At 45.1% G+C, this 18082-nt stretch carries 20 protein-coding genes and 1 pseudogene; 3 read left to right on the top strand and 18 right to left on the bottom strand.

The window, feature by feature from the left end:
• Positions 1-34 precede the first annotated feature (34 nt).
• From R50345_RS32430 to R50345_RS31310, 3 genes and pseudogenes are all read right to left on the bottom strand, one after another.
• Positions 35-181, bottom strand: a complete 147-nt coding sequence (locus tag R50345_RS32430; protein WP_442950192.1) for a hypothetical protein — start codon at positions 179-181, stop codon at positions 35-37.
• Between the two features lie 41 nt (positions 182-222).
• Positions 223-546: pseudogene (locus R50345_RS15025) on the bottom strand (cupin domain-containing protein); the annotation flags it as partial.
• A 79-nt stretch (positions 547-625) separates the two neighbouring features.
• Entirely contained in the window at positions 626-772 is a 147-nt protein-coding gene (locus R50345_RS31310) for a hypothetical protein (RefSeq protein ID WP_156114800.1), read from the bottom strand.
• Between the two features lie 161 nt (positions 773-933).
• On the opposite strand from R50345_RS31310, the gene R50345_RS15020 reads away from it, so the two are divergent.
• Entirely contained in the window at positions 934-1524 is a 591-nt protein-coding gene (locus tag R50345_RS15020) for a TetR/AcrR family transcriptional regulator (RefSeq protein ID WP_042127819.1), read from the top strand.
• 35 nt (positions 1525-1559) lie between these two features.
• Here R50345_RS15020 and R50345_RS15015 read toward each other — a convergent pair whose 3' ends face one another.
• Positions 1560-2126 (bottom strand): NADPH-dependent FMN reductase, encoded by a 567-nt coding sequence (locus tag R50345_RS15015; RefSeq protein ID WP_042127818.1) that lies wholly within the window; start codon positions 2124-2126, stop codon positions 1560-1562.
• 19 nt (positions 2127-2145) lie between these two features.
• Positions 2146-3201, bottom strand: a complete 1056-nt coding sequence (locus R50345_RS15010; RefSeq protein ID WP_042127816.1) for an LLM class flavin-dependent oxidoreductase — start codon at positions 3199-3201, stop codon at positions 2146-2148.
• Between the two features lie 126 nt (positions 3202-3327).
• On the opposite strand from R50345_RS15010, the gene R50345_RS15005 reads away from it, so the two are divergent.
• Complete coding sequence (locus tag R50345_RS15005) at positions 3328-3615, top strand: hypothetical protein (protein ID WP_042127814.1); 288 nt, start codon at positions 3328-3330, stop codon at positions 3613-3615.
• A gap of 233 nt (positions 3616-3848) precedes the next feature.
• Here the strand turns inward: R50345_RS15005 and R50345_RS15000 are convergent, their stop codons facing one another.
• From R50345_RS15000 to R50345_RS14945, 12 genes are all read right to left on the bottom strand, one after another.
• Positions 3849-5129 (bottom strand): M20 metallopeptidase family protein, encoded by a 1281-nt coding sequence (locus tag R50345_RS15000; protein WP_231573759.1) that lies wholly within the window; start codon positions 5127-5129, stop codon positions 3849-3851.
• Entirely contained in the window at positions 5126-6463 is a 1338-nt protein-coding gene (locus R50345_RS14995) for an LLM class flavin-dependent oxidoreductase (protein WP_042127812.1), read from the bottom strand. The genes R50345_RS15000 and R50345_RS14995 overlap by 4 nt, the downstream gene beginning before the upstream one ends.
• A 64-nt stretch (positions 6464-6527) precedes the next feature.
• A complete protein-coding gene (locus R50345_RS14990) occupies positions 6528-7007 on the bottom strand; it encodes a DinB family protein (protein ID WP_042127810.1) in 480 nt (159 codons plus the stop codon).
• Positions 7007-8134 carry an N-methyl-L-tryptophan oxidase gene (gene solA / locus R50345_RS14985; protein WP_042127807.1) on the bottom strand — a complete coding sequence of 376 codons (1128 nt, stop codon included), beginning with the start codon at positions 8132-8134 and terminating at the stop codon, positions 7007-7009. Before solA ends, R50345_RS14990 begins: the two co-directional genes overlap by 1 nt.
• Positions 8135-8178: 44 nt before the next feature.
• On the bottom strand, positions 8179-9360 hold the full coding sequence (locus R50345_RS14980) for an amidohydrolase (RefSeq protein WP_042127805.1): 1182 nt from the start codon (positions 9358-9360) through the stop codon (positions 8179-8181).
• 51 nt (positions 9361-9411) lie between these two features.
• Entirely contained in the window at positions 9412-10428 is a 1017-nt protein-coding gene (locus R50345_RS14975) for an LLM class flavin-dependent oxidoreductase (protein ID WP_042127803.1), read from the bottom strand.
• A gap of 11 nt (positions 10429-10439) precedes the next feature.
• Positions 10440-11192: an amino acid ABC transporter ATP-binding protein gene (locus tag R50345_RS14970; protein ID WP_042127800.1), complete on the bottom strand. Its 753-nt coding sequence runs from the start codon at positions 11190-11192 to the stop codon at positions 10440-10442.
• Positions 11189-11899, bottom strand: a complete 711-nt coding sequence (locus R50345_RS14965; protein ID WP_042127798.1) for an amino acid ABC transporter permease — start codon at positions 11897-11899, stop codon at positions 11189-11191. Before R50345_RS14965 ends, R50345_RS14970 begins: the two co-directional genes overlap by 4 nt.
• The gene (locus R50345_RS14960) at positions 11896-12681 is read right to left on the bottom strand and encodes an amino acid ABC transporter permease (RefSeq protein WP_042127796.1); all 786 of its coding nucleotides are present in this window, start codon (positions 12679-12681) and stop codon (positions 11896-11898) included. Before R50345_RS14960 ends, R50345_RS14965 begins: the two co-directional genes overlap by 4 nt.
• A gap of 33 nt (positions 12682-12714) precedes the next feature.
• Entirely contained in the window at positions 12715-13566 is an 852-nt protein-coding gene (locus R50345_RS14955; RefSeq protein WP_042127794.1) for a transporter substrate-binding domain-containing protein, read from the bottom strand.
• 4 nt (positions 13567-13570) lie between these two features.
• Positions 13571-14086 carry a GNAT family N-acetyltransferase gene (locus R50345_RS14950; protein WP_042127792.1) on the bottom strand — a complete coding sequence of 172 codons (516 nt, stop codon included), beginning with the start codon at positions 14084-14086 and terminating at the stop codon, positions 13571-13573.
• Positions 14087-14203: 117 nt separating this feature from the next.
• Complete coding sequence (locus tag R50345_RS14945) at positions 14204-15097, bottom strand: LysR family transcriptional regulator (protein ID WP_042127790.1); 894 nt, start codon at positions 15095-15097, stop codon at positions 14204-14206.
• A gap of 363 nt (positions 15098-15460) precedes the next feature.
• On the opposite strand from R50345_RS14945, the gene R50345_RS14940 reads away from it, so the two are divergent.
• On the top strand, positions 15461-15994 hold the full coding sequence (locus R50345_RS14940; RefSeq protein ID WP_042127788.1) for a GNAT family N-acetyltransferase: 534 nt from the start codon (positions 15461-15463) through the stop codon (positions 15992-15994).
• A 138-nt stretch (positions 15995-16132) separates the two neighbouring features.
• Here the strand turns inward: R50345_RS14940 and R50345_RS14935 are convergent, their stop codons facing one another.
• Positions 16133-18067, bottom strand: coding sequence for a YhfM domain-containing protein (locus R50345_RS14935; RefSeq protein WP_042127786.1), 1935 nt, complete (start codon positions 18065-18067; stop codon positions 16133-16135).
• Positions 18068-18082 lie beyond the last annotated feature (15 nt).

The raw sequence follows: 18082 nt of genomic DNA, 5'->3' as shown, positions 1-18082 counted from the left end.
AAATATTAGCCGTATCAAAAAAGTTGATGCCAAGCTATAGCGCTCTTTTAATGATAGGACGGCTGTTCTCCTCATCAAGCACCCATTGATGCCCTCCAGGCAACACCTCTCCAAAGCTCATACAACCAAGGCAAATCCGTGAGATGTCCATTCCCGTATTTCCAAATTTAATATATTCCACAGAGCATGCCTCCATTTCTAAGATTCTATAAGATTCAATTTCTAAAGTGCCTCAAACCATTCATCATTGACAGCTTCAAACCATTCCGTTTCCCCTGGCGTCATGGCCAAATGCACGAACCAGCTATCCTTTGTCGCACCGTGCCAATGTCTTACATTAGGTGGAATGTTGACCACATCACCTGTTTTGAGCAATTGGGCAAGCTTTCCTTCTTCCTGATACCACCCATTTCCTCCGGTGACTAACAGAACTTGACCAACCCGATGCGCATGCCAGTTATTTCGGGCGCCTGTAGCAAAAGTTACATTACCAATCGCGGTATTAAGCGGCGCTGGATCTGTAAACACCATTTGCAAATAAGCGTCTCATCTCATAACCAAAACCACTACTGACACCTGTAATTAGCCATGTACGATTGTTCATAATTATTCCCTCCTAAACTTCTTATTCCGATTTAGCTGCTGCTTCATTCACACACCGTAGAGCATTAAGACTACGCGGATAACCTATGAAAGGGATGCATTGAGATATAATTTTGAAGCCTGGAAACATTCTTTCATGATACGTCTTTGCTGCATCTGTTAATCCCATTATCTAACCCTCCTATTAAACACTTTTCTCATCAAAATAAACGATTACTAGATAAACATATTGATACCACTTCTTAGATTTAAGTGAATAAATTCAAACAGATATCCCCTTTGATGAGTTTGTTATAGTATGTTATGTAAAGAATTCTTACTCAATTTTTGATGAATAAAGAAAGTTCGGTGAGCAAATTACCTAAAGTTGATCGAAGAATCCTTAAAACACAGGAAGCCTTGAAGACAGCTGTAATTGACCTAATGTCCGTGAAAAAATTTGACGATATAACCCTACAGGAACTCTCAGATAAAACAAACGTGAGTCGTGGTACCATTTACCTTCACTACATGGATAAATATGATCTACTTAATAAACTTATAGAGAACCATATCTATGAACTTCGTGAAAAATGTGAAGTAGCATCTGATTTGGATTTTGTAACGGGATCTGTGATTTGGACGGAATATTTTGAGAGTAACTATGCATTTTTCTCCATGATGTTGGCTAGTAAAGGAGCACCTTTCTTCCGGAATCGCTTTCTAGAATTTCTAATCGAAGAGTTTAAAGACGAAGTGGATATCACAAAAGGTAAAAACGAAGGCTTAAATAAAGATCTAATCGTACAATTTCTAGCTTCTTCTTATGTGGGTGTCGTTGAATGGTGGTTTAAGAATGAAAGACCTGTAACTTATCTAGAATTAGCAGCGCAACTGGGAGCCTTGTTGGAAAGGAATTGTACAAATAACCCCTCATCCTAATGGATGAAGGGTTAACTTGAAAAAAAGTATCTTCCTTAGAAACCATATTTAGCTTCTTCAGCCTCTCGAATTTTGGCATAAGTCTCAGAGAGTACATAGGTATCTTCCACTAAGCGATCTATACGGAATAGCACATCATCATTTACTATTTCTTTTCGATAAAAATCCTTCTCTTCTATAAATACATACGTTTGAACAATTTGCGCTTTCATATAGGCCAATATCGGTTTCAATTGCTGCTCAGCTACCAGATAGTGACGTGCAGAACCTGCCGTGATGAGCATACTTACAACCTTGTGTTGAAATGCTTTTTCGGGTGCTAAATCGAATATATTCTTTAGTGTTGCTGGGATGGAAGCTTGAAATATAGGCGTTCCGATTACGATAACATCTGCTTCCATGATCGTTTGAATTACGTACTTAGTGTCCCCTTCGTATTCCAGATAATTGCGACCATCACTGAACTGAACATCATACTCCGCCAGATCTAGAAGCGTAACTTCTGCATCTTGGTATTTTTCATGAAATGAATTTACTGTGTAATTCATAGCGATTCTGGTTTTCGAGCCTATCTTTGACCCTGATAATGCTACGATTTTCATATTTCTGACCTCCTGGAGTTTATTTTTTTGCCGTATATTTTTTAATAGCGGGTAGAATTTCAGAACCGATTAAATCTATGTTTTTCATTAAGTTTTCAAAAGGTACGCCACCAAAATCCATTTGTGCGATATATCGTTGATGGCCGAAGAGTTCATGTTGATATAGAATTTTCTCAATGATTTCCTGTGGGCTGCCAATATTCATAACATCGCGGGGATCGGCTCCTTGAGCAAACGCCTGTTTAGGAAAACCACGTCCATTGGTTAATTTCATTCCTTCGTTTATATATGGATAATAGGCTCTTTGTGCCTTTTGTGTAGTTTCATCCGCGTAAAAGAATCCAGCAGTCGCTACAGGCAGCTTCGACGGATCGAATCCGTTCTGGCTTGCAGCTTCACGATAAGCATCGATGGATCTTTTAAACAAGACTGCGGGACCCCCTAAATGGGCCAAAAACATAGGAACACCTGCAATGCCTGCTTTGATCGCACTGGCAGAAGTTCCCCCTACAGCTCTCCATATCGGTAAGTTTCCCTCAGGACGGGGGAGGATTCTTGCATTCTTGAGAGGGTTACGAAATTCTCCCTTCCAATTCATAACTTCGTTTTCATTTATCTTTAATAACAAGTCGAATTTTTCTTCAAATAATTCCTCATAATCATTAAGATCATAGCCCAATAATTCATATAACCCCACTCTAGAGGCACGGCCAGCTATTATTTCAGCTCGACCATTTGAAATCAAATCAATTGTAGCGAAATCTTCGTACACCCTAACCGGATCAGAGGTGCTTATAATCGTAGATGAGCTACCTATTTTCATTTTCTCAGTAGCCTGTGCAATAGCTGACAGCACAACAGTATGCGCCTGAGTAGCAAAATACTCTTGATGACTCTCTCCAACACTAAAAAAATCAATTCCTGCTTGCTCCGCTAATTGAGCCAAGTCAATAATTTCACGTATGCGTTGTTTGGCAGATATTCGGCTCCCAGTTTCAGGGTTCGCTAGATGATCACCTAATGTATAAAGTCCAAACTCTAAGCCTTTGTCTGCATTGATCCGATATTGTTCCATGATTACCCTCTTTTCTTTAAGAAGTTAGATTTCATTTATGATTTGTCCATTAAATATAATTAAGTAAGTAACTATATTAAGTATAGTTAAATGCTTGCATAATGTCAAACTAATGATCCTGTTCCATTGCGCACTATTGCCGAACGAATCGGGATCTCCGTTGATTGGGATGTAGCAACTAGAACAGCGATCATTACCACGGATGATGACTTTCGTGCTGAACTCGAATCTCCTGAGGAGGCTGTACTCTTACATATCGAAGAGGAAGATGGCGTAGAATCGCTTACGTTGAAATACGTCGATCGTTTAAAAAACGGGAGTTTGGACTGGAGTTTGGATTTAGGCATGGTGGATGATGGAGACGACGTCCAAGTGAAGAGGAGCGGACAACTCGTTAGTGTCGGTCTGTTCTAATAAGTTCTTAAGAAGCAATTCAGTCATTTTGAGGTAAGTTACAAAGTTCATGATAAGAAAGTAACTCACACCTATGATATCGCGGGTAAATAAGGCATGTTTTTTGACATTCCTGAGGAAGTGACAAGCGGGGAGATAACTTTCTTTGGGAAAAACGGTTACACATTCGAAACGTATTTCTGGTGAGTTGACAAGCTTAAACAAATGTAAAAGGTACCCAAGTTGGGTACCTTTTACGTTTTTTCACTGATGGCCGAGCCATTATGTTGTATTGCGAGTCTAACCAGTATACTCGCACCATGACCTAGCATCGCTTCATCGATATTAAACTGTGGCTGATGGATAGAATGGAGAATTCCCTTCTCCTTATTGCCGCAACCAATAAAGGCGAAGGCACCAGGAACTTTTTCAAGATACCAACCAAAATCCTCACCAGCCAGACTTGGCTGCTCCAGAAGTATTACCTGATCCTCTCCTAGAACTGCACGGGCTGCATGAAGCACCTGCTGCACCGCTTCCGCATTGTTCACTACTGCAATTCCCTCACGTAGCTCCAGCTTGTATTTCCCTCCGTAAGACTCAGCTATAGCTGAAGCATGACGTTGTAAACCATTTGTAATTGCAGCTACCGTCGTCTTGGTAAATGCTCTGAACGTTCCTGTCAGTACACTGTGTTCAGCGATCACATTAACAGCAGTACCAGCCTGCAACGTTCCGAAGGCCAACACCGCCGCCTCCTGCGGATCGATTCGATTAGCCATCATTCCGTTAATCTCTCCTATATATCGTGCCGCCATCTGGATCGCATCTACAGCTCTGTGCGGAGCACTATGATGACCGGATGTCCCCTGAAATTCCACCTTAAAGTGACTGGATGCTGCCATGGCATCATGAGGGTGAATGCCAAGCATTCCGACTGGAAGCTCTGGCATGACATGTAGCGCGTAGGCATAGTCGACACCTTCCAGCAAGTTATCCTCAATGAGATCGCGGCCACCCGAGAGTAATCTTCCATCAAGAGGACTCTTGACAGCGCCTTCCTCAGCTGGTTGAAAGACGAAAATGATCGTGCCAATCAATCGTTCGCGGAAGGCTGCCAGGGTTCGGGCAGCCCCCAACAGCATAGCGGTATGGGCATCATGGCCACAGGCGTGCATGATGCCGTCATTGACTGACTTGTAAGGCAACTCATTGGACTCTTGTATCGGCAGGGCATCCATATCTGCCCTTAGAAGAAGAGTGGGCCCACTATTGCCATTGTCTGCTAAGCCTTGCAGAAGGCCGACCACTCCCATTCCGAAATGTTTGCCGACATTTCTCCGTACTGTGATCCCCCACTCCTCCAACAATTCTGCTACTTTATTAGAAGTGCGGACGACATCATACAGTAGCTCCGGATGGGCATGCAAATCACGACGGTATTCAATCATTTCATCCTGCAGCTGGCCGGCGTAATGCATCATCTCCGCAATATTCGAGTTTTGGTGGATTGCGAATACTGGATCAACCGTCAAATTTGCCCTGCTGGCTGAGAAGCTTTGGAATAGCGGTTCTCCGGCAACGGAATGCCGAGATTTCCACGTAGCGTGTCACTTTCATATTCAGTGCGGAACAAACCCCGCTCCTGGAGAATCGGAACTACCCGATCGATGAATTCCTCCAGTCCGTTAGGGACAGCAGCCGCAATCATAAATCCATCTGCCCCGCCACTCTCAAACCAAGCTTGAATCTGATCAGCTACTTGCTCTGGTGTGCCAATGAAGCTGCTGCGTGGGGTAGCCGATTGCAAGGCGACCTGTCGAAGCGTCAAGCCTCTCTCCTTCGCATCCTTTTTGATTTTATCCGTGCCGCTTTGGAAGCTATTGCGCCCCAACTCGCCAAGCTCAGGGAATGGCTCATCCAGCGGATATTGCGAGAAATCATGATGCTCGAAGAATCTGCCTAAGTAGTTCAGTGCATTCTCAATCGTTACAAGGCCAGCAACCTCCTGGTATTTGCGCTCTGCCTCCTCCGGTGTGTCACCGATGATTGGAGCGATTCCAGGGAAGATCAGCACCTCATCCGGATTCCGGTCAAACGAAGCTACCCGTGTCTTGACATCGTTATAGAATGCTTGGGCATCTTCTAGCGTTTCGTGTCCAGTGAAGATAGCATCTGCTTCCTTGGAGGCGTAATTCTTACCGACTTCCGAGGATCCTGCCTGAAATACGACAGGCTGCCCCTGTTTCGAACGAGCAATATTCAGCGGTCCCTTCACAGAGAAGAACTCTCCTTGATGGTCCAGGGCATGCATTTTTTGCGGATCAAAGAATACACCTGATTCCTTGTCTCGTACAAACGCATCATCTTCCCAAGAATCCCATAGTCCGCGTGTCACCTGCAAATATTCGGTGGCAATGCGGTAGCGCTTGCCATGGTCAGGATGCTCTTTTTTGCTGTAATTTGACGCAGAACCTTCCAGAGGTGAAGTCACCACATTCCAGCCGGCCCGGCCGCCGCTGATTACATCCAGTGAACCGAATTGACGCGCTACGGTAAATGGTTCACTGTACGAGGTAGACAACGTACCAACTAAACCGATGTTAGTGCTGACGGCTGCGAGTGCGCTAAGAATGGTCAGCGGCTCAAACCGGTTAAGGAAATGAGGAATGGACTTTTCATTAATGTACAGACCGTCTGCGATGAAGATCAGATCCAACTTGCCTTCTTCTGCCTTCTGTACCCACTCTTTGTATAATTCAAAGTTTACACTGGCATCAGGTTTGGCATCTGGATGGCGCCACATCGACGTGCTGCCTCCTACCCCATGCAGCAGTGCACCCAGCTTCAGTTGTCTTGGTTTGGTCATGTTCATTCCTCCTAAAAGTTTTGTTTTAAATACAGACTATAGAACTGAAAGTACTTCACTAAGCTCATTGCACAAACGATGCATTAGCTGCGCCCTGTTTGATTCGCTCGATCTGGCCAAGATGTCTCTCCACATGTGCAGTGAAGCCGTGCACGATATCGGAAATTTTCACGGTCTCCCCCTTGAAATTAATTCCGCTTTTCTCCCAATCTTCTTCCCTAAGGCGTTCAAACAAAAGACTGTTATAGTAAAGCAGACTGCGGAACAGCTCCAGATTGTCGGAAGCATTTCCGCTGTTGGCGTACTGACCGCTAACCCAAGCATTCTGATTGAAGACTGGAAGCTGTGCAGTCGTAGCAGCGAGAATATCACGAATGCGGAACGAAACTACGATGCTGTGATCAGCCAAATGAGTCAGCACCTCAGTCACACTCCAACTGGCGGGTGCCGCCTTCCATTTCAGTTGCTCCTCCGTTAACCCGGCGGTCGACTTTACTAATTGATGGTACGTCCTTAAAAAATCACTGATTTGAACTCTGCTCATTAAATCCCCTCCAATATACGATCTGTTTGAGAATGATCCGGTGGTGCAAAACGAGATAACGAAAAAGGCTTGATATTATGACCGGTGACTCCACTGATGGCCAAGTCGGCCAGTATTTCACCTACAACACTAGAAAATTTAAAACCATGCCCCGAAAACCCTCCAGCTACCAGCACATTGGAGTGAAGCGGATGGCGGTCTATAACGAAATCTTCATCAGGCGTATGTTCATATTTGCATACAGAACCTTTTAGCAATCGGCCAGCTGCACCCGGCATATATGACTCCAGCACCTTGCGGAGGTCACCCTCATCGCTGGCTTCACTGCCAAACGGGGCAAGCTGTGTACCCGGCTTCCATTCCAGCCCTGTATCGTGCCGGCCGATCTTCAGACCAGCGCCATCAATACTGGGAAATCCGTAATAGCCACCTTCCTCTGCTCCTAACGTAAAGCCAGGAAAATTACCCGCAGCAAAAGCAGGGGAGCTCTCAAACCAGCCCACAACTTTGCGGATTGCTTTAATCGGCAAATGTACAAAAGGTGCCAACGCACCAAACCAAGCTCCGGCACTAAGGATAGCTGCCGCTCCGTGATAATCGCCATTTGTCGTGTGAATCGTAATGCTGCCTTCGCGAGCGGTAATATTCACAACTGGAGTGTTCGTCAACAGTTCCGCACCATGTCCAAGGGCAAGCTGGCGGTAGGCGGAAATACAGCGTTCGCTGTACAAATACCCGGCATCTGGTTCATACATTGCCGCGAATGATTCCGGTATGTTCAGTGCCGGCCAGCGCCGCCGGATCTCTTCGGCATCCAGATGCTGGACCTGCACCTTCCGTTTCTTCGCTTCTTCGAGACGGCCGTTGAAGGAATATACTGTGCTATCCGCGAGATTCAACACGCCTGAGCGGACAAGCAGTTCTGTTCCGCTCAACTGTTCCGCTTCTTTCCATAGTGTATCTGCCCGCAAAGCTAAATCAATGTAGGCGGGATCACCGCTGTAAGCATGTCGGATCAGCCGGGATTCCCCGTGATGGCTACCCTGTGTATGAGGTGGATCGAAGGCATCCACTAGTAGCGTCTTCACTCCGCGCCTCGCAAGATTGTAACCAGCGCTCATGCCCATCGAGCCTGCGCCTACGATAATTACATCGTAGCTTTTATGTTCAGCTATAATTCTGCACCTCCACCGGAATTGTAGTTCTCAAAGGAACGTACAGCCGCATCTGCAAGGAATTGTGCTGCCACAGGGAGTGCCTGTTCATCCAGATTGAAGGCTGGATGATGCCATTCTTGGCTCCCTTCAGTACCAATAAAGACGAACAATCCCGGTACCACGCGCTGATAGAAAGCAAAATCCTCTCCAGCCAGTGAAAGCTCTGGTTTGACCGCTCGATAGCCAAGAGCTTCAGCGGACTCTACTCCTAAAGCCGCTAAGGTGGTGTCGTTGATAACCGGAGGCGGCCCTTCTATCCAACGGACAGTGGCTTTTGCTCCAAGAGCAGCTGCAACACCAGTCGCCACTTCCCGAAAGCGGTCAAGTACTTTGCTGCGCACTGTTTCATCAAATGTACGGATTGTACCCTCAAGCACGGCTTTTTCGGGGATGATATTCCATGAATTTCCGCTGTGAATCTGCGTCACACTGACCACCGCACTTTGTAGGGGACTGACATTGCGACTTACAATGGATTGAAATGCAGTCACGATATGCGAAGCAGCTACAATCGGGTCTATCCCAGCTTCTGGAACGGCAGCATGAGAACTGCCACCCTGCACTTCAATCACAAACCCGTCAGCCGCTGCCATTAAAGGGCCCGCCGTAATACCGATCGTTCCGACTGGCAGTTCCGGCTTGTTATGCAGCCCGATTACTGCCCGGACTTCTTTTAGCGCCCCGCTAGCAATGATCCGCTGTGCCCCTTGCGCCTTCTCCTCGGCCGGTTGAAACAACAGGCGTACCGTCCCTTGCAATTGATGTTCTTGCTGCTTCAATTGATAGGCAGCACCGATCAAAGCTGCGGTATGGAAATCATGTCCGCAGGCATGCATTTTGCCGGGATACAACGAAGCATAAGCTGCTCCAGTTTCCTCCTGGATTGGCAAGGCATCGATATCTGCACGCAGCGCGATGACCGGACCGGGCTGCTTGCCCCCAATTTCTGCGATCACTCCGGTAGACAGACCGTAATCTACGACCCTGACTCCTGCCCGCCCCAGCAGGGTAATAATATATTTTGTTGTCTCATATTCTTCGTTCGACAGTTCCGGGTGCCGATGCAGATGACGGCGTATCCCGATTAATTCTTCTCCAAGCGCTTCCGCACTCAGCTCTTTAGCTTTACTAGTCATATACAGTCACCCTCCTTTAAACGATTTCCCGTGTGATCCTGATCCGCCGGCTTATGCCTCTGCCGGCACTTCAGCGATTGCTTCGCTCAGTAGCTCAAAGGAGCGGAGCCGTTTGTCAAAAGGCTGCACATTCGTAATTATGATGAACTCCTCAACACCGGATGCCTCTGAAAGTGCCAACAGTTGTTCACGTACAGAGTTCTTTGTTCCTTTGGTAATCTCTGGTTCCAACTCTTCAATCGTGTATGCTTCATTGCTCTGGCGGGCAAACTCCTCCGCCTGTTCCCGGGTTCCAACAGTTAGCTTCTTTCCGCTTGCCAGCTGAATCCGAATCAACTTATGCGCACCTGCCAGTTCTTTCGCTTCCTCTTCAGTATCAGCCACCACTAGTGCTAAAGCGATAATTGCTTGCGGTTGTCTGCCCTGTGAAGAAACAAAACCGCTGCGGTAAGAACGAATAGCATCTAGCGCTACTGTCTTATCGCTATTTATAAATAAGGAGAACACATAAGGTAATCCAAGTTCAGCAGCAATCTCTGCACTGCCTACACTCGCGCCAAGCACATATAGCTCAGGCGGAGTACCAGGAAGGGGACCTGCCTTCAACCCTGCCAGCGGATGGTTTTCTTCAAGCCGGTTATGTACATACTTCTCCAGCTCGATGATTTTGTCCGTTAGGCTAGGGGATTCAGCTCTTCCTTGCTGAAGTGCCTGAGTGCTGCGCGGGAGACCGCCGGGAGCACGTCCCACACCAAGATCCACTCGGCCAGGAGCCAGCGTAGCTAGTACATTAAAGTTCTCCGCCACTTTATACGGGCTGTAATGCTGGAGCATAATGCCACCTGATCCAATGCGAATGCGCTCTGTTTTGGCCAACAGATGTGAGATGAGGACTTCAGGGGAAGAACCAGCTACCTGCTCGGAGTCATGATGCTCGGAAACCCAGAATCGTTGAAATCCAAGCTCCTCGGACAGTTGTGCCAGCTTAATGGTATGCTGGAATGCTTCCTCCGGCGTTTCTCCCGGATAGATCGGACTTTGATCGAGTACGCTGATTGTAATAGCCATTGTTTTTCCTCCTATATGGAATAGTTAAATTCAGGTGTGATCCGCTTTAGGAACTGCTTCGTTCTTTCTTCGCGCGGATGATTAAACAACTCTGTCGGCGTTCCTTCTTCAACAATGACGCCTCCGTCCATAAAAACCACATGATTTGCCACATCACGAGCAAACCCCATTTCATGGGTGACTACAATCATTGTTATACCTTCCTTGGCAATTTTTCGGATAACAGCCAGCACCTCACCCACTAACTCAGGGTCCAGCGCCGATGTTGGTTCGTCGAACAATATAACCTCTGGCTCAAGCGCCAAGGCTCGAGCAATCCCTACACGCTGCTGCTGACCCCCGGACAGCTGACTCGGGTAGGCGTCCAGCTTGCTGGCAAGACCAACCTTTTCAAGCAGCGCTATACTCCGCTTTCTCGCTTCGTCCTTCGGAAGCTTTTTGACAATTAGCAGCCCTTCCATCACGTTCTCCAGCGCGGTTTTATGACGGAATAAATTGTACTGCTGAAATACCATTGCCGTTTTTTGCCTAAGCTGATGAATCTCCTTTTTACGAGCATGTTTGCAGTCTACTTTGAAATCGCCGATAGCGATCTCTCCGCTACTTGGCTTCTCCAGATAATTCACGCAGCGTAAGAGAGTCGTTTTGCCTGAGCCACTGGGACCGAGAATGACGACAACCTCTCCCTTCGTCACCGTTAAATCTATATTGTTTAACACCTGATTCCGACCGAATGACTTCGAAATTTGTGCAAGTTTGATCATGCTACTCCACCTCGATTGTACAGATTGATCCTTCTCTCAATGACCGACGTCACGCGTTCGATCAGAAACGTTAGTGCCCAGAAGATCAGCGCTGCCGCTAAATAAGCCTCAAAAAACTTCCAGTTCGTCGAAGCCACTATCTGTGCTTTAGCATTGATATCCACCACCGAAACGGTAAAAGCTAGGGTAGATCCGTGCAGCATACCGATTACTGAATTCGAAAGATTAGGCAGACTTGCCGCCAGCGCTTGAGGAAAAACAATCCGCTTCAGTGATTGGGGCGTAGTCATACCGATAGAGTGGGCCGCTTCTAGCTGACCACGATCCACAGCGAGCAGACCGGAACGGACGACCTCTGACATATAAGCTCCAGCTGTAATCGAGAACGAAATATATGCAAAACCTATCATCGGAATCGAAACCGACCTAAAGCTCCAGCCGAAATGCGCCGCCAGACCATCAATCAGTACAGGAAGCCCAAAATATATAAGCAGCAGATGCGTCAGCATCGGTGTCCCTCGGATGAAAGTTACATAACCAACTGCCAAGGGGTAGAGCAGTGGAACTCTGTATAGCCGGATTAAGGCTACAGCCACGCCAATCACAAAACCAATTAACACAGAGACACAGGTGATATATAAGGTCGTAGGAATTGCACTCAGAATTTGCACCAGAGCGGTCCATATAAACGATGGGTCTAGTTTCATAATCCGGTGCCTCCTTTGCCCGTTCCTAATTCTGCAATAATGCGACGGTAGGACCAGCTTTTGTTGATTTTGAACAAATTTTTCTCCGGTGTATTCTGTTTCTCATGCCTCAGCAGATGGTGCTCTGCTACAAGCAGCAGCTTCTCAATCGTAAAGCTGATGACCAGATAGATAAGCGCAAGCGCGATATACGTTTCAATAAAATGCTGTGTTAGACTGCCAAGCGTCTGAGCTTTACCTGACATTTCCATCACCCCGAGGGTAAAAGCTAATGACGTATCTTTCAGTAGTGCAATTACTAGATTGGAGAATACCGGAACTGCTATACCTAGCGCTTGGGGCAGCACGATTCGTGTAAAAGCTTGAAACCCAGTCATCCCCGCAGCATATGCAGCCTCCACCTGCCCCTTATCCACCGCCATCACAGAAGCCCTAATCATTTCGGACATGTATGCTCCCGTATGCAGACCGTAGGTCAGAATCACAAAGACAAGTACTGGAGTTCGGGTCATATCCACATGGACCAGCTTCATGATTTCAGGCAAACCATAATAAAACAAGAAGAGCTGGATAAGAATCGGAGTTCCCCGAAAAAAAGAAATATAGATTTCGGAGAGGGTCTTTAACACAGGCACTTTATAAAGTCTTGGCAGAGCTACGAGAAAGCCGACAATAATTCCTGTCAGTAGAGAACAGGCGACAATCAGAAGCGTGGTGCTTAAAGTCCCTAGTAACTTAGGCAAAAACGAAAATACAAAACTGATATCAAACTGTGCGCCCATATATTCCCTCCCTTCCCGTGCTCACCGGTTCAATCATTTAACCGAATCCGCTGTAACATCCGCACCCAGCCATTCCGTGCTCAGCTTACCCAGTGTTCCGTTTGTCTTCAGCTCTTTAATCGCACTGTCAATCGCATCTGACAGCTTTTGTGAATCGGCATCATCCTTACGGAAAACATAGAGGATGTCTGCGGAGGACAGCTCGTCGCCCGAAGCTTTTAGCTGACTCTGCGGATCAATGATCGGCAGGACAAAATCTGCAGCTAGCGTAGCGTCCACACGCCCAGTACTAATCTGTGCGACGGTATCATTCGCTGCACCGTTCTGATACACGATATTAATTGCATTGTCATGCTCTTTATTGTAGTTCTCCAGAATTTGCGCTTGTGCGCTTGTCGCACCGACTAACACCTTTTTTCCTTTAAGATCATCGAGTGATTGGATCGAATCATTATCTTTCGCCACTACGATGCGGTTTCTCCAGTGGGCATAGGCTTCTTTGTTAAAAGAATATTTCAATTCCCTCTCTGGATTTTTCTCCATGACATGGGCGACAAGGTCGATTTTTTTAGTTTCCAGACTCAGCAGCAAATTACTGAAATCCATGGTTTGAAACTCAAATTCATATTCTGGCAGCTGCTTATCGATTTCTTTGAGCAGTTCTACATCGAAGCCTGTAAGCTTGCCGTTCTCATCTATGAAGCAGACTTTCGGAAAAGCAGTACCCGTACCTACGATGATTTTAGTTGCCTTTTCCGAAGCATTAGCTGGTGTTGTGGCATCAGACACATTTCTGTTCTTACTGCTGTTCGTGCTGCTGTTTCCGCAACCGGCAATCGCCAGTGTCAATAACGATGCAATTACTAGTGAAATGGACTTTTTCATTGTTCTATCCCCTTTGAATGAATTGTGGTTTATCTATAAGTGTTTTTTTCATCAGATACATAATGCCGTCACCATTCTGCTGGTCCAGCTCCAGAAACCGTTCATACCCCCGGCGTTCATACATTTGAACTAACCATGGGTGCTTCTTCGCCGTTGCCAGCGTGACCGCAGCCGAACCCAATTGTCCAGCAATAATGTGCTCTTCCACCCAATCCAGAAGCTTTCCACCATAACCTCTGTTACTGAAATCCGGATGAGCAGCAAACCATTTAATAAAAGGAAGTGGGCTAATCTTCTTAATCTCTTCTTCTTTTGAGAGGGTTATCGTTGCAACGATCGTTCCATCAACTTCAAGCACATAACACTCATTCGTAGCAATATTGTCTTCAATAAGTGCCAAGTCAGCTGTAGCCGCCGGCCAATGCAGCCCGAGCTCACGAATCAGCTCATAAGCACGGTATGTAACCTCTAGCAAATTCTCCGCATCTTTCAGTTCTGCCAGCCTGTATGTCTCACTCATCGCAAGCTCTCCATCCTTTCGAATTAAATTTATAATTCCTATCGAAATAGTCGTGATTATATGCAATTAACTTTATCACTGCATGTGCCGATGCGCTAATAGAGTTTTTTAATACATCTATACAATTAGTCGATCTCCCATTTTACCAATCCCGAGTTCAAGTAGAGTTTCTATGAATTCAGTGTTCTCACCATTAAGTGAAATCAGGCTGGTTCGTAAGGAGATGCCTTCCGTCTCCGCAATATCCACCCGTACTAACGTCCCTGCCGATACCTCTTCTTGTACACTGAGTGCCGGAAGAAAACATATGCCTGCTTTTTTCAACACCAGCTTCTTGGCCGTCTCCAGGTTATCCACCTGATAATCAATCTTCGGCGGCTGTTCCATGCTCTCAAATACACGATGTAGCCGCATCCAATCCAAAGACCCACATTCAAAAAAGACTAACGTCTCCTGGCGAATATCTTCCAGCGATGTACGTTGTGCATTTGCTAAGCGATGCCCCTTCTCTACATACAGCGAAATGGGGTCTTCGCAGAAAGGAAAGGCTTGAATGGCTGGATTTACGACCTTCCGAATAAAAGCCAGATCTAGCTCTTTGGATTTCAGTTTATCAATTAACACTTCCGTAGAAGCTGTCATCAGCTTGATCGTGATATGCGGATACTTACGCTTCAAATGAAGCATTAGATGGGGCATTAGATAATTGGACACCGAGACAGTACTGCCAATCCTCAGCTCATTCGGAATATGCCCCTTGGCCTGAACCTGATGTTTACCGTTCTGATAGATCTGGAGAATCTGCTGGGCATAGGGAAGAAATTGCTTCCCTTTATCCGTTAGGCTAATCTGCTTACCCAACCGATCAAACACTCTGCAATCCAATTCCCTTTCGAGCGATTGAATCCGTGCCGTAACTGTCGGCTGAGAAATATATAGGACTTCGGCCGCTTTATTGAAGCTTCCATAATGGTTGATGTAGACAAAAGCCTCAATATTTTCAATGTTCATCCCTATTCCCCCTAAATTTCTGTTAAATTTACTATTCCGATCAAAAAACAATGAAATATAGCGTTGCTTTCCTATAGATTTTGTTTATATCTTATTCACGCCCCCATTTTTTGTCAAATTAAATTCCGTGTAAAATAATCGGATTTTAAAAAATCCGACGCATAATAAATACATAAGTTCAAAGTTTGAACTGAAGAAGCGTTATCGAATCCCTTTGTAATCGACTGTTATGTTTATTTCATATAAAGCTTTTCTATTCATTTATCAAAATTATAAAATACCACTTATATAACTCGGAATTATCGTATATAATGACTCCATTCGTATGAACTATACATTTAATTGAAAGGGGATCGCGAGAATATGTCACAAAAGATTATTATCCGTGAAGCTGAGAATCATGATCGTGATGCCATCGCTGAAGTGATACTCCACGCTTACCACCAATATTCAAAGATCATGCCCGAACCATTATGGCTGGAATACCGGAAATCGCTTCTTGATTCAGTCCATGGAGATGCCCCAATTGTGCGAATCATTGCTGAGCTCAATGAGCAAATCGTTGGTAGCGCACTATTGTTCTCTTCCTCGGAAACGGCATACGGTAAGCCAGAGCTAGGCATTCACTCCCCTATCCTGCGCCTGCTTGCCGTATCCCCCTCAGCACGAGGCCTCGGCGTTGCGACCCATCTGATTCACGAAGCTGCAAAGAGATCCCGCGAGTTGGGTGCCGCCACTTTAAATCTGCATACCTCAGAAATGATGGCTTCAGCAATCAAGCTCTACTATCGCTTAGGCTTCAAACGGGCGTATGAGACCGATCTTATGAACGGCGAAACCCTGGTACAGGGTTTCCAACTAGACCTACTACCTTTAGTTCGTACTACAGCAGGATAAATATAGACTTTGAGTTCATACTGACTCATTGCGTGCCTGCGTTTCCTTCGAAACGCTTTTCACTTGCAGCTTATCAATGACGAAGATTAATATGTCTTGAAATAATAAAAAAGCTTCGGGAAGCTTCCCGAGGCTTTTTTATTTTCCTTTTTTGTAGGTGATTTCTTTAGAACTTACAGTGATATTCCCCTCATTATCGGCATCATCCATTCGTTGATCTGTAGTAACGGTTGCACTGGAGGGAATTGATGAATAGCTGACACCCCTCTGCTTCTTTTTTACATCATAGAGATAATAAGAAACATTCTTAACCTTCAGCCCTATAGTATCCTTGTACAAAAGTTCTACTGAATAGGATTTTATCACTGCTACATTAGCGTCCATCCATCCTACAACTTCAACCGCTGCATCTTCTTGGTCGCTATCAGTCTTAATAAAGCTGATAGGAAGTCCATCCTGATTATAAAAAATAATTTTTTGTGGAGCTATTTTCAAATAATCGATATCGATGTCATGGATTCGGTTTTGGTTGATCTCTGCTGTATCCATCCAAGCAATCGTGCCCGCCGGGTTCCACTTTATTTTCTCAGAAGGTATATATTGCTCTTGTGGTAACGGTACAGTACGTAGCGAAGCTCCATTATCATCATAAAAGGTTAATTGCCCGCTCTCATCATCATGTACAAATCTCTTAAAGGTTGGTGAAAGAAATAGGGATGGCGCCCCAGTCGTTGAATGAGGGATTACGCGATATTTCAGAAGATGGACATCGTCCTTTCCTTTCTTCAAATCAAAGATCCATACATTACCGAGGTAACTCTGCATAAACAATTTTTGCTCATCAGCTTTCCATTGAAATTTATAAATGTAATCATAATCATCAGAAAGCGGCCAAAAGTCTTCCCGAAGTCGTTCGATTGTTCCTGTAATAACATTATATGAGGACAAATGATATTTCCCAGCTTCTTTCGTCAGATCCGATTCCAGAAATAATAGATGATCCTCGTCCAACGGGATTAGCATATTATAGTTGTTCATAAAGGCATTGTTCCAACGATTATTGGAATCGTTCAGCTCATCACTCCAATTCACCTTAACCTCATCCGTAGCAGGATCATGGGCTAGCAAAGCATTGACTGCGTTGTGGTCGCCATAGAAAAAATGAATGGTGTGATATGTGATTCCCTGCAGTTCAACTACTGCTCCACCGTTTAATATATAGTTATTTTCGGATATGCCTATTGGTTTAGCCACCAGATCTCCATTAGAGCTCCGTACTGCATTAAACTCCAGCCCCTTAAATGTTGAAGCCATGAACGTAATCTTTTTTAACTCGGCAGTTGATTCCTTAGTAAGGCTGTAACCTGTGCTCGTTTCGTTCACATTCATTAACATGCCTTGCTCACTTGATTCGTTAATCCATAAATGAAAGGCATATTTATGATTATCTGAAATCAGAACAATATCGTAGTTAGGAGTTGCGGTATTTAAAATCCCTGGTATTTGTACAGCGTTACGGATGGCTCGGACGAAAATTTCTATGGTTTCATGATCTATGTATTCTTCCTTTATGTTAGCATTCACAGAACCATGTGCTAGAGAGTTCGCTATTGTAATTCGCTTTATGTCCTCATCGATTTTTAGATTATCGGTTTCTGTTTGTTGATCATTTGTTTGAAATAAGTGAAGCAATACTGCTTTTTCTGTTTCCGGCAATTTGTAATGTCCATTTTGTCCTGATTTGGTGAAAAGACCTTGATTCTCGCCCTTAATCCAGAATGAGAACTTTTCGTTTTCTTTATTTTTCATTTCAACAATAGCTTCATAATCAGGTGCTGCAATATCAAGCTTGGCGCTGTCATACTCAGCAGTATGTATAGCTTTGAATTGTTTTATTAACTTGCTGTCCGTTAGGGTCATCGATTCACCGCTATCGCTCAGGATTGTTATGGAATGAACAGAGCTTATATCGATCAGCATTTGATTCGCTTTATCCTTATTCCCTGTATTTATACATCCAACAATGATTACTGAAATGACTGCTAAAAGGGCTAGTAGATTTATCCTTTTCATATAGGCTCCCCCTTC

The sequence above is a fragment of the Paenibacillus sp. FSL R5-0345 genome (assembly GCF_000758585.1).
In the GTDB taxonomy this organism is placed as follows: Bacteria; Bacillota; Bacilli; order Paenibacillales; family Paenibacillaceae; genus Paenibacillus_AQ.
The sequence above is the reverse complement of the archived record's forward strand: the minus strand, read 5'-3'. Positions and strand labels throughout refer to the sequence as shown.

Bases quoted from the DNA above. Each gene is read 5' to 3' on its own strand.
- R50345_RS14965 (WP_042127798.1), bottom strand. From the start codon at position 11,899: ATGAAACTAGACCCATCGTTTATATGGACCGCTCTGGTGCAAATTCTG.
- R50345_RS14975 (WP_042127803.1), bottom strand. From the start codon at position 10,428: ATGGCTATTACAATCAGCGTACTCGATCAAAGTCCGATCTATCCGGGA.
- R50345_RS15015 (WP_042127818.1), bottom strand. From the start codon at position 2,126: ATGAAAATCGTAGCATTATCAGGGTCAAAGATAGGCTCGAAAACCAGA.
- R50345_RS14940 (WP_042127788.1), top strand. From the start codon at position 15,461: ATGTCACAAAAGATTATTATCCGTGAAGCTGAGAATCATGATCGTGAT.
- R50345_RS14990 (WP_042127810.1), bottom strand. From the start codon at position 7,007: ATGAGCAGAGTTCAAATCAGTGATTTTTTAAGGACGTACCATCAATTA.
- R50345_RS14995 (WP_042127812.1), bottom strand. From the start codon at position 6,463: ATGACCAAACCAAGACAACTGAAGCTGGGTGCACTGCTGCATGGGGTA.
- R50345_RS14950 (WP_042127792.1), bottom strand. From the start codon at position 14,086: ATGAGTGAGACATACAGGCTGGCAGAACTGAAAGATGCGGAGAATTTG.
- R50345_RS15020 (WP_042127819.1), top strand. From the start codon at position 934: ATGAATAAAGAAAGTTCGGTGAGCAAATTACCTAAAGTTGATCGAAGA.
- solA (WP_042127807.1), bottom strand. From the start codon at position 8,134: ATGGGCATGAGCGCTGGTTACAATCTTGCGAGGCGCGGAGTGAAGACG.
- R50345_RS14960 (WP_042127796.1), bottom strand. From the start codon at position 12,681: ATGGGCGCACAGTTTGATATCAGTTTTGTATTTTCGTTTTTGCCTAAG.
- R50345_RS14935 (WP_042127786.1), bottom strand. From the start codon at position 18,067: ATGAAAAGGATAAATCTACTAGCCCTTTTAGCAGTCATTTCAGTAATC.
- R50345_RS14970 (WP_042127800.1), bottom strand. From the start codon at position 11,192: ATGATCAAACTTGCACAAATTTCGAAGTCATTCGGTCGGAATCAGGTG.
- R50345_RS14945 (WP_042127790.1), bottom strand. From the start codon at position 15,097: ATGAACATTGAAAATATTGAGGCTTTTGTCTACATCAACCATTATGGA.
- R50345_RS14955 (WP_042127794.1), bottom strand. From the start codon at position 13,566: ATGAAAAAGTCCATTTCACTAGTAATTGCATCGTTATTGACACTGGCG.
- R50345_RS14980 (WP_042127805.1), bottom strand. From the start codon at position 9,360: ATGACTAGTAAAGCTAAAGAGCTGAGTGCGGAAGCGCTTGGAGAAGAA.
- R50345_RS15010 (WP_042127816.1), bottom strand. From the start codon at position 3,201: ATGGAACAATATCGGATCAATGCAGACAAAGGCTTAGAGTTTGGACTT.
- R50345_RS31310 (WP_156114800.1), bottom strand. From the start codon at position 772: ATGGGATTAACAGATGCAGCAAAGACGTATCATGAAAGAATGTTTCCA.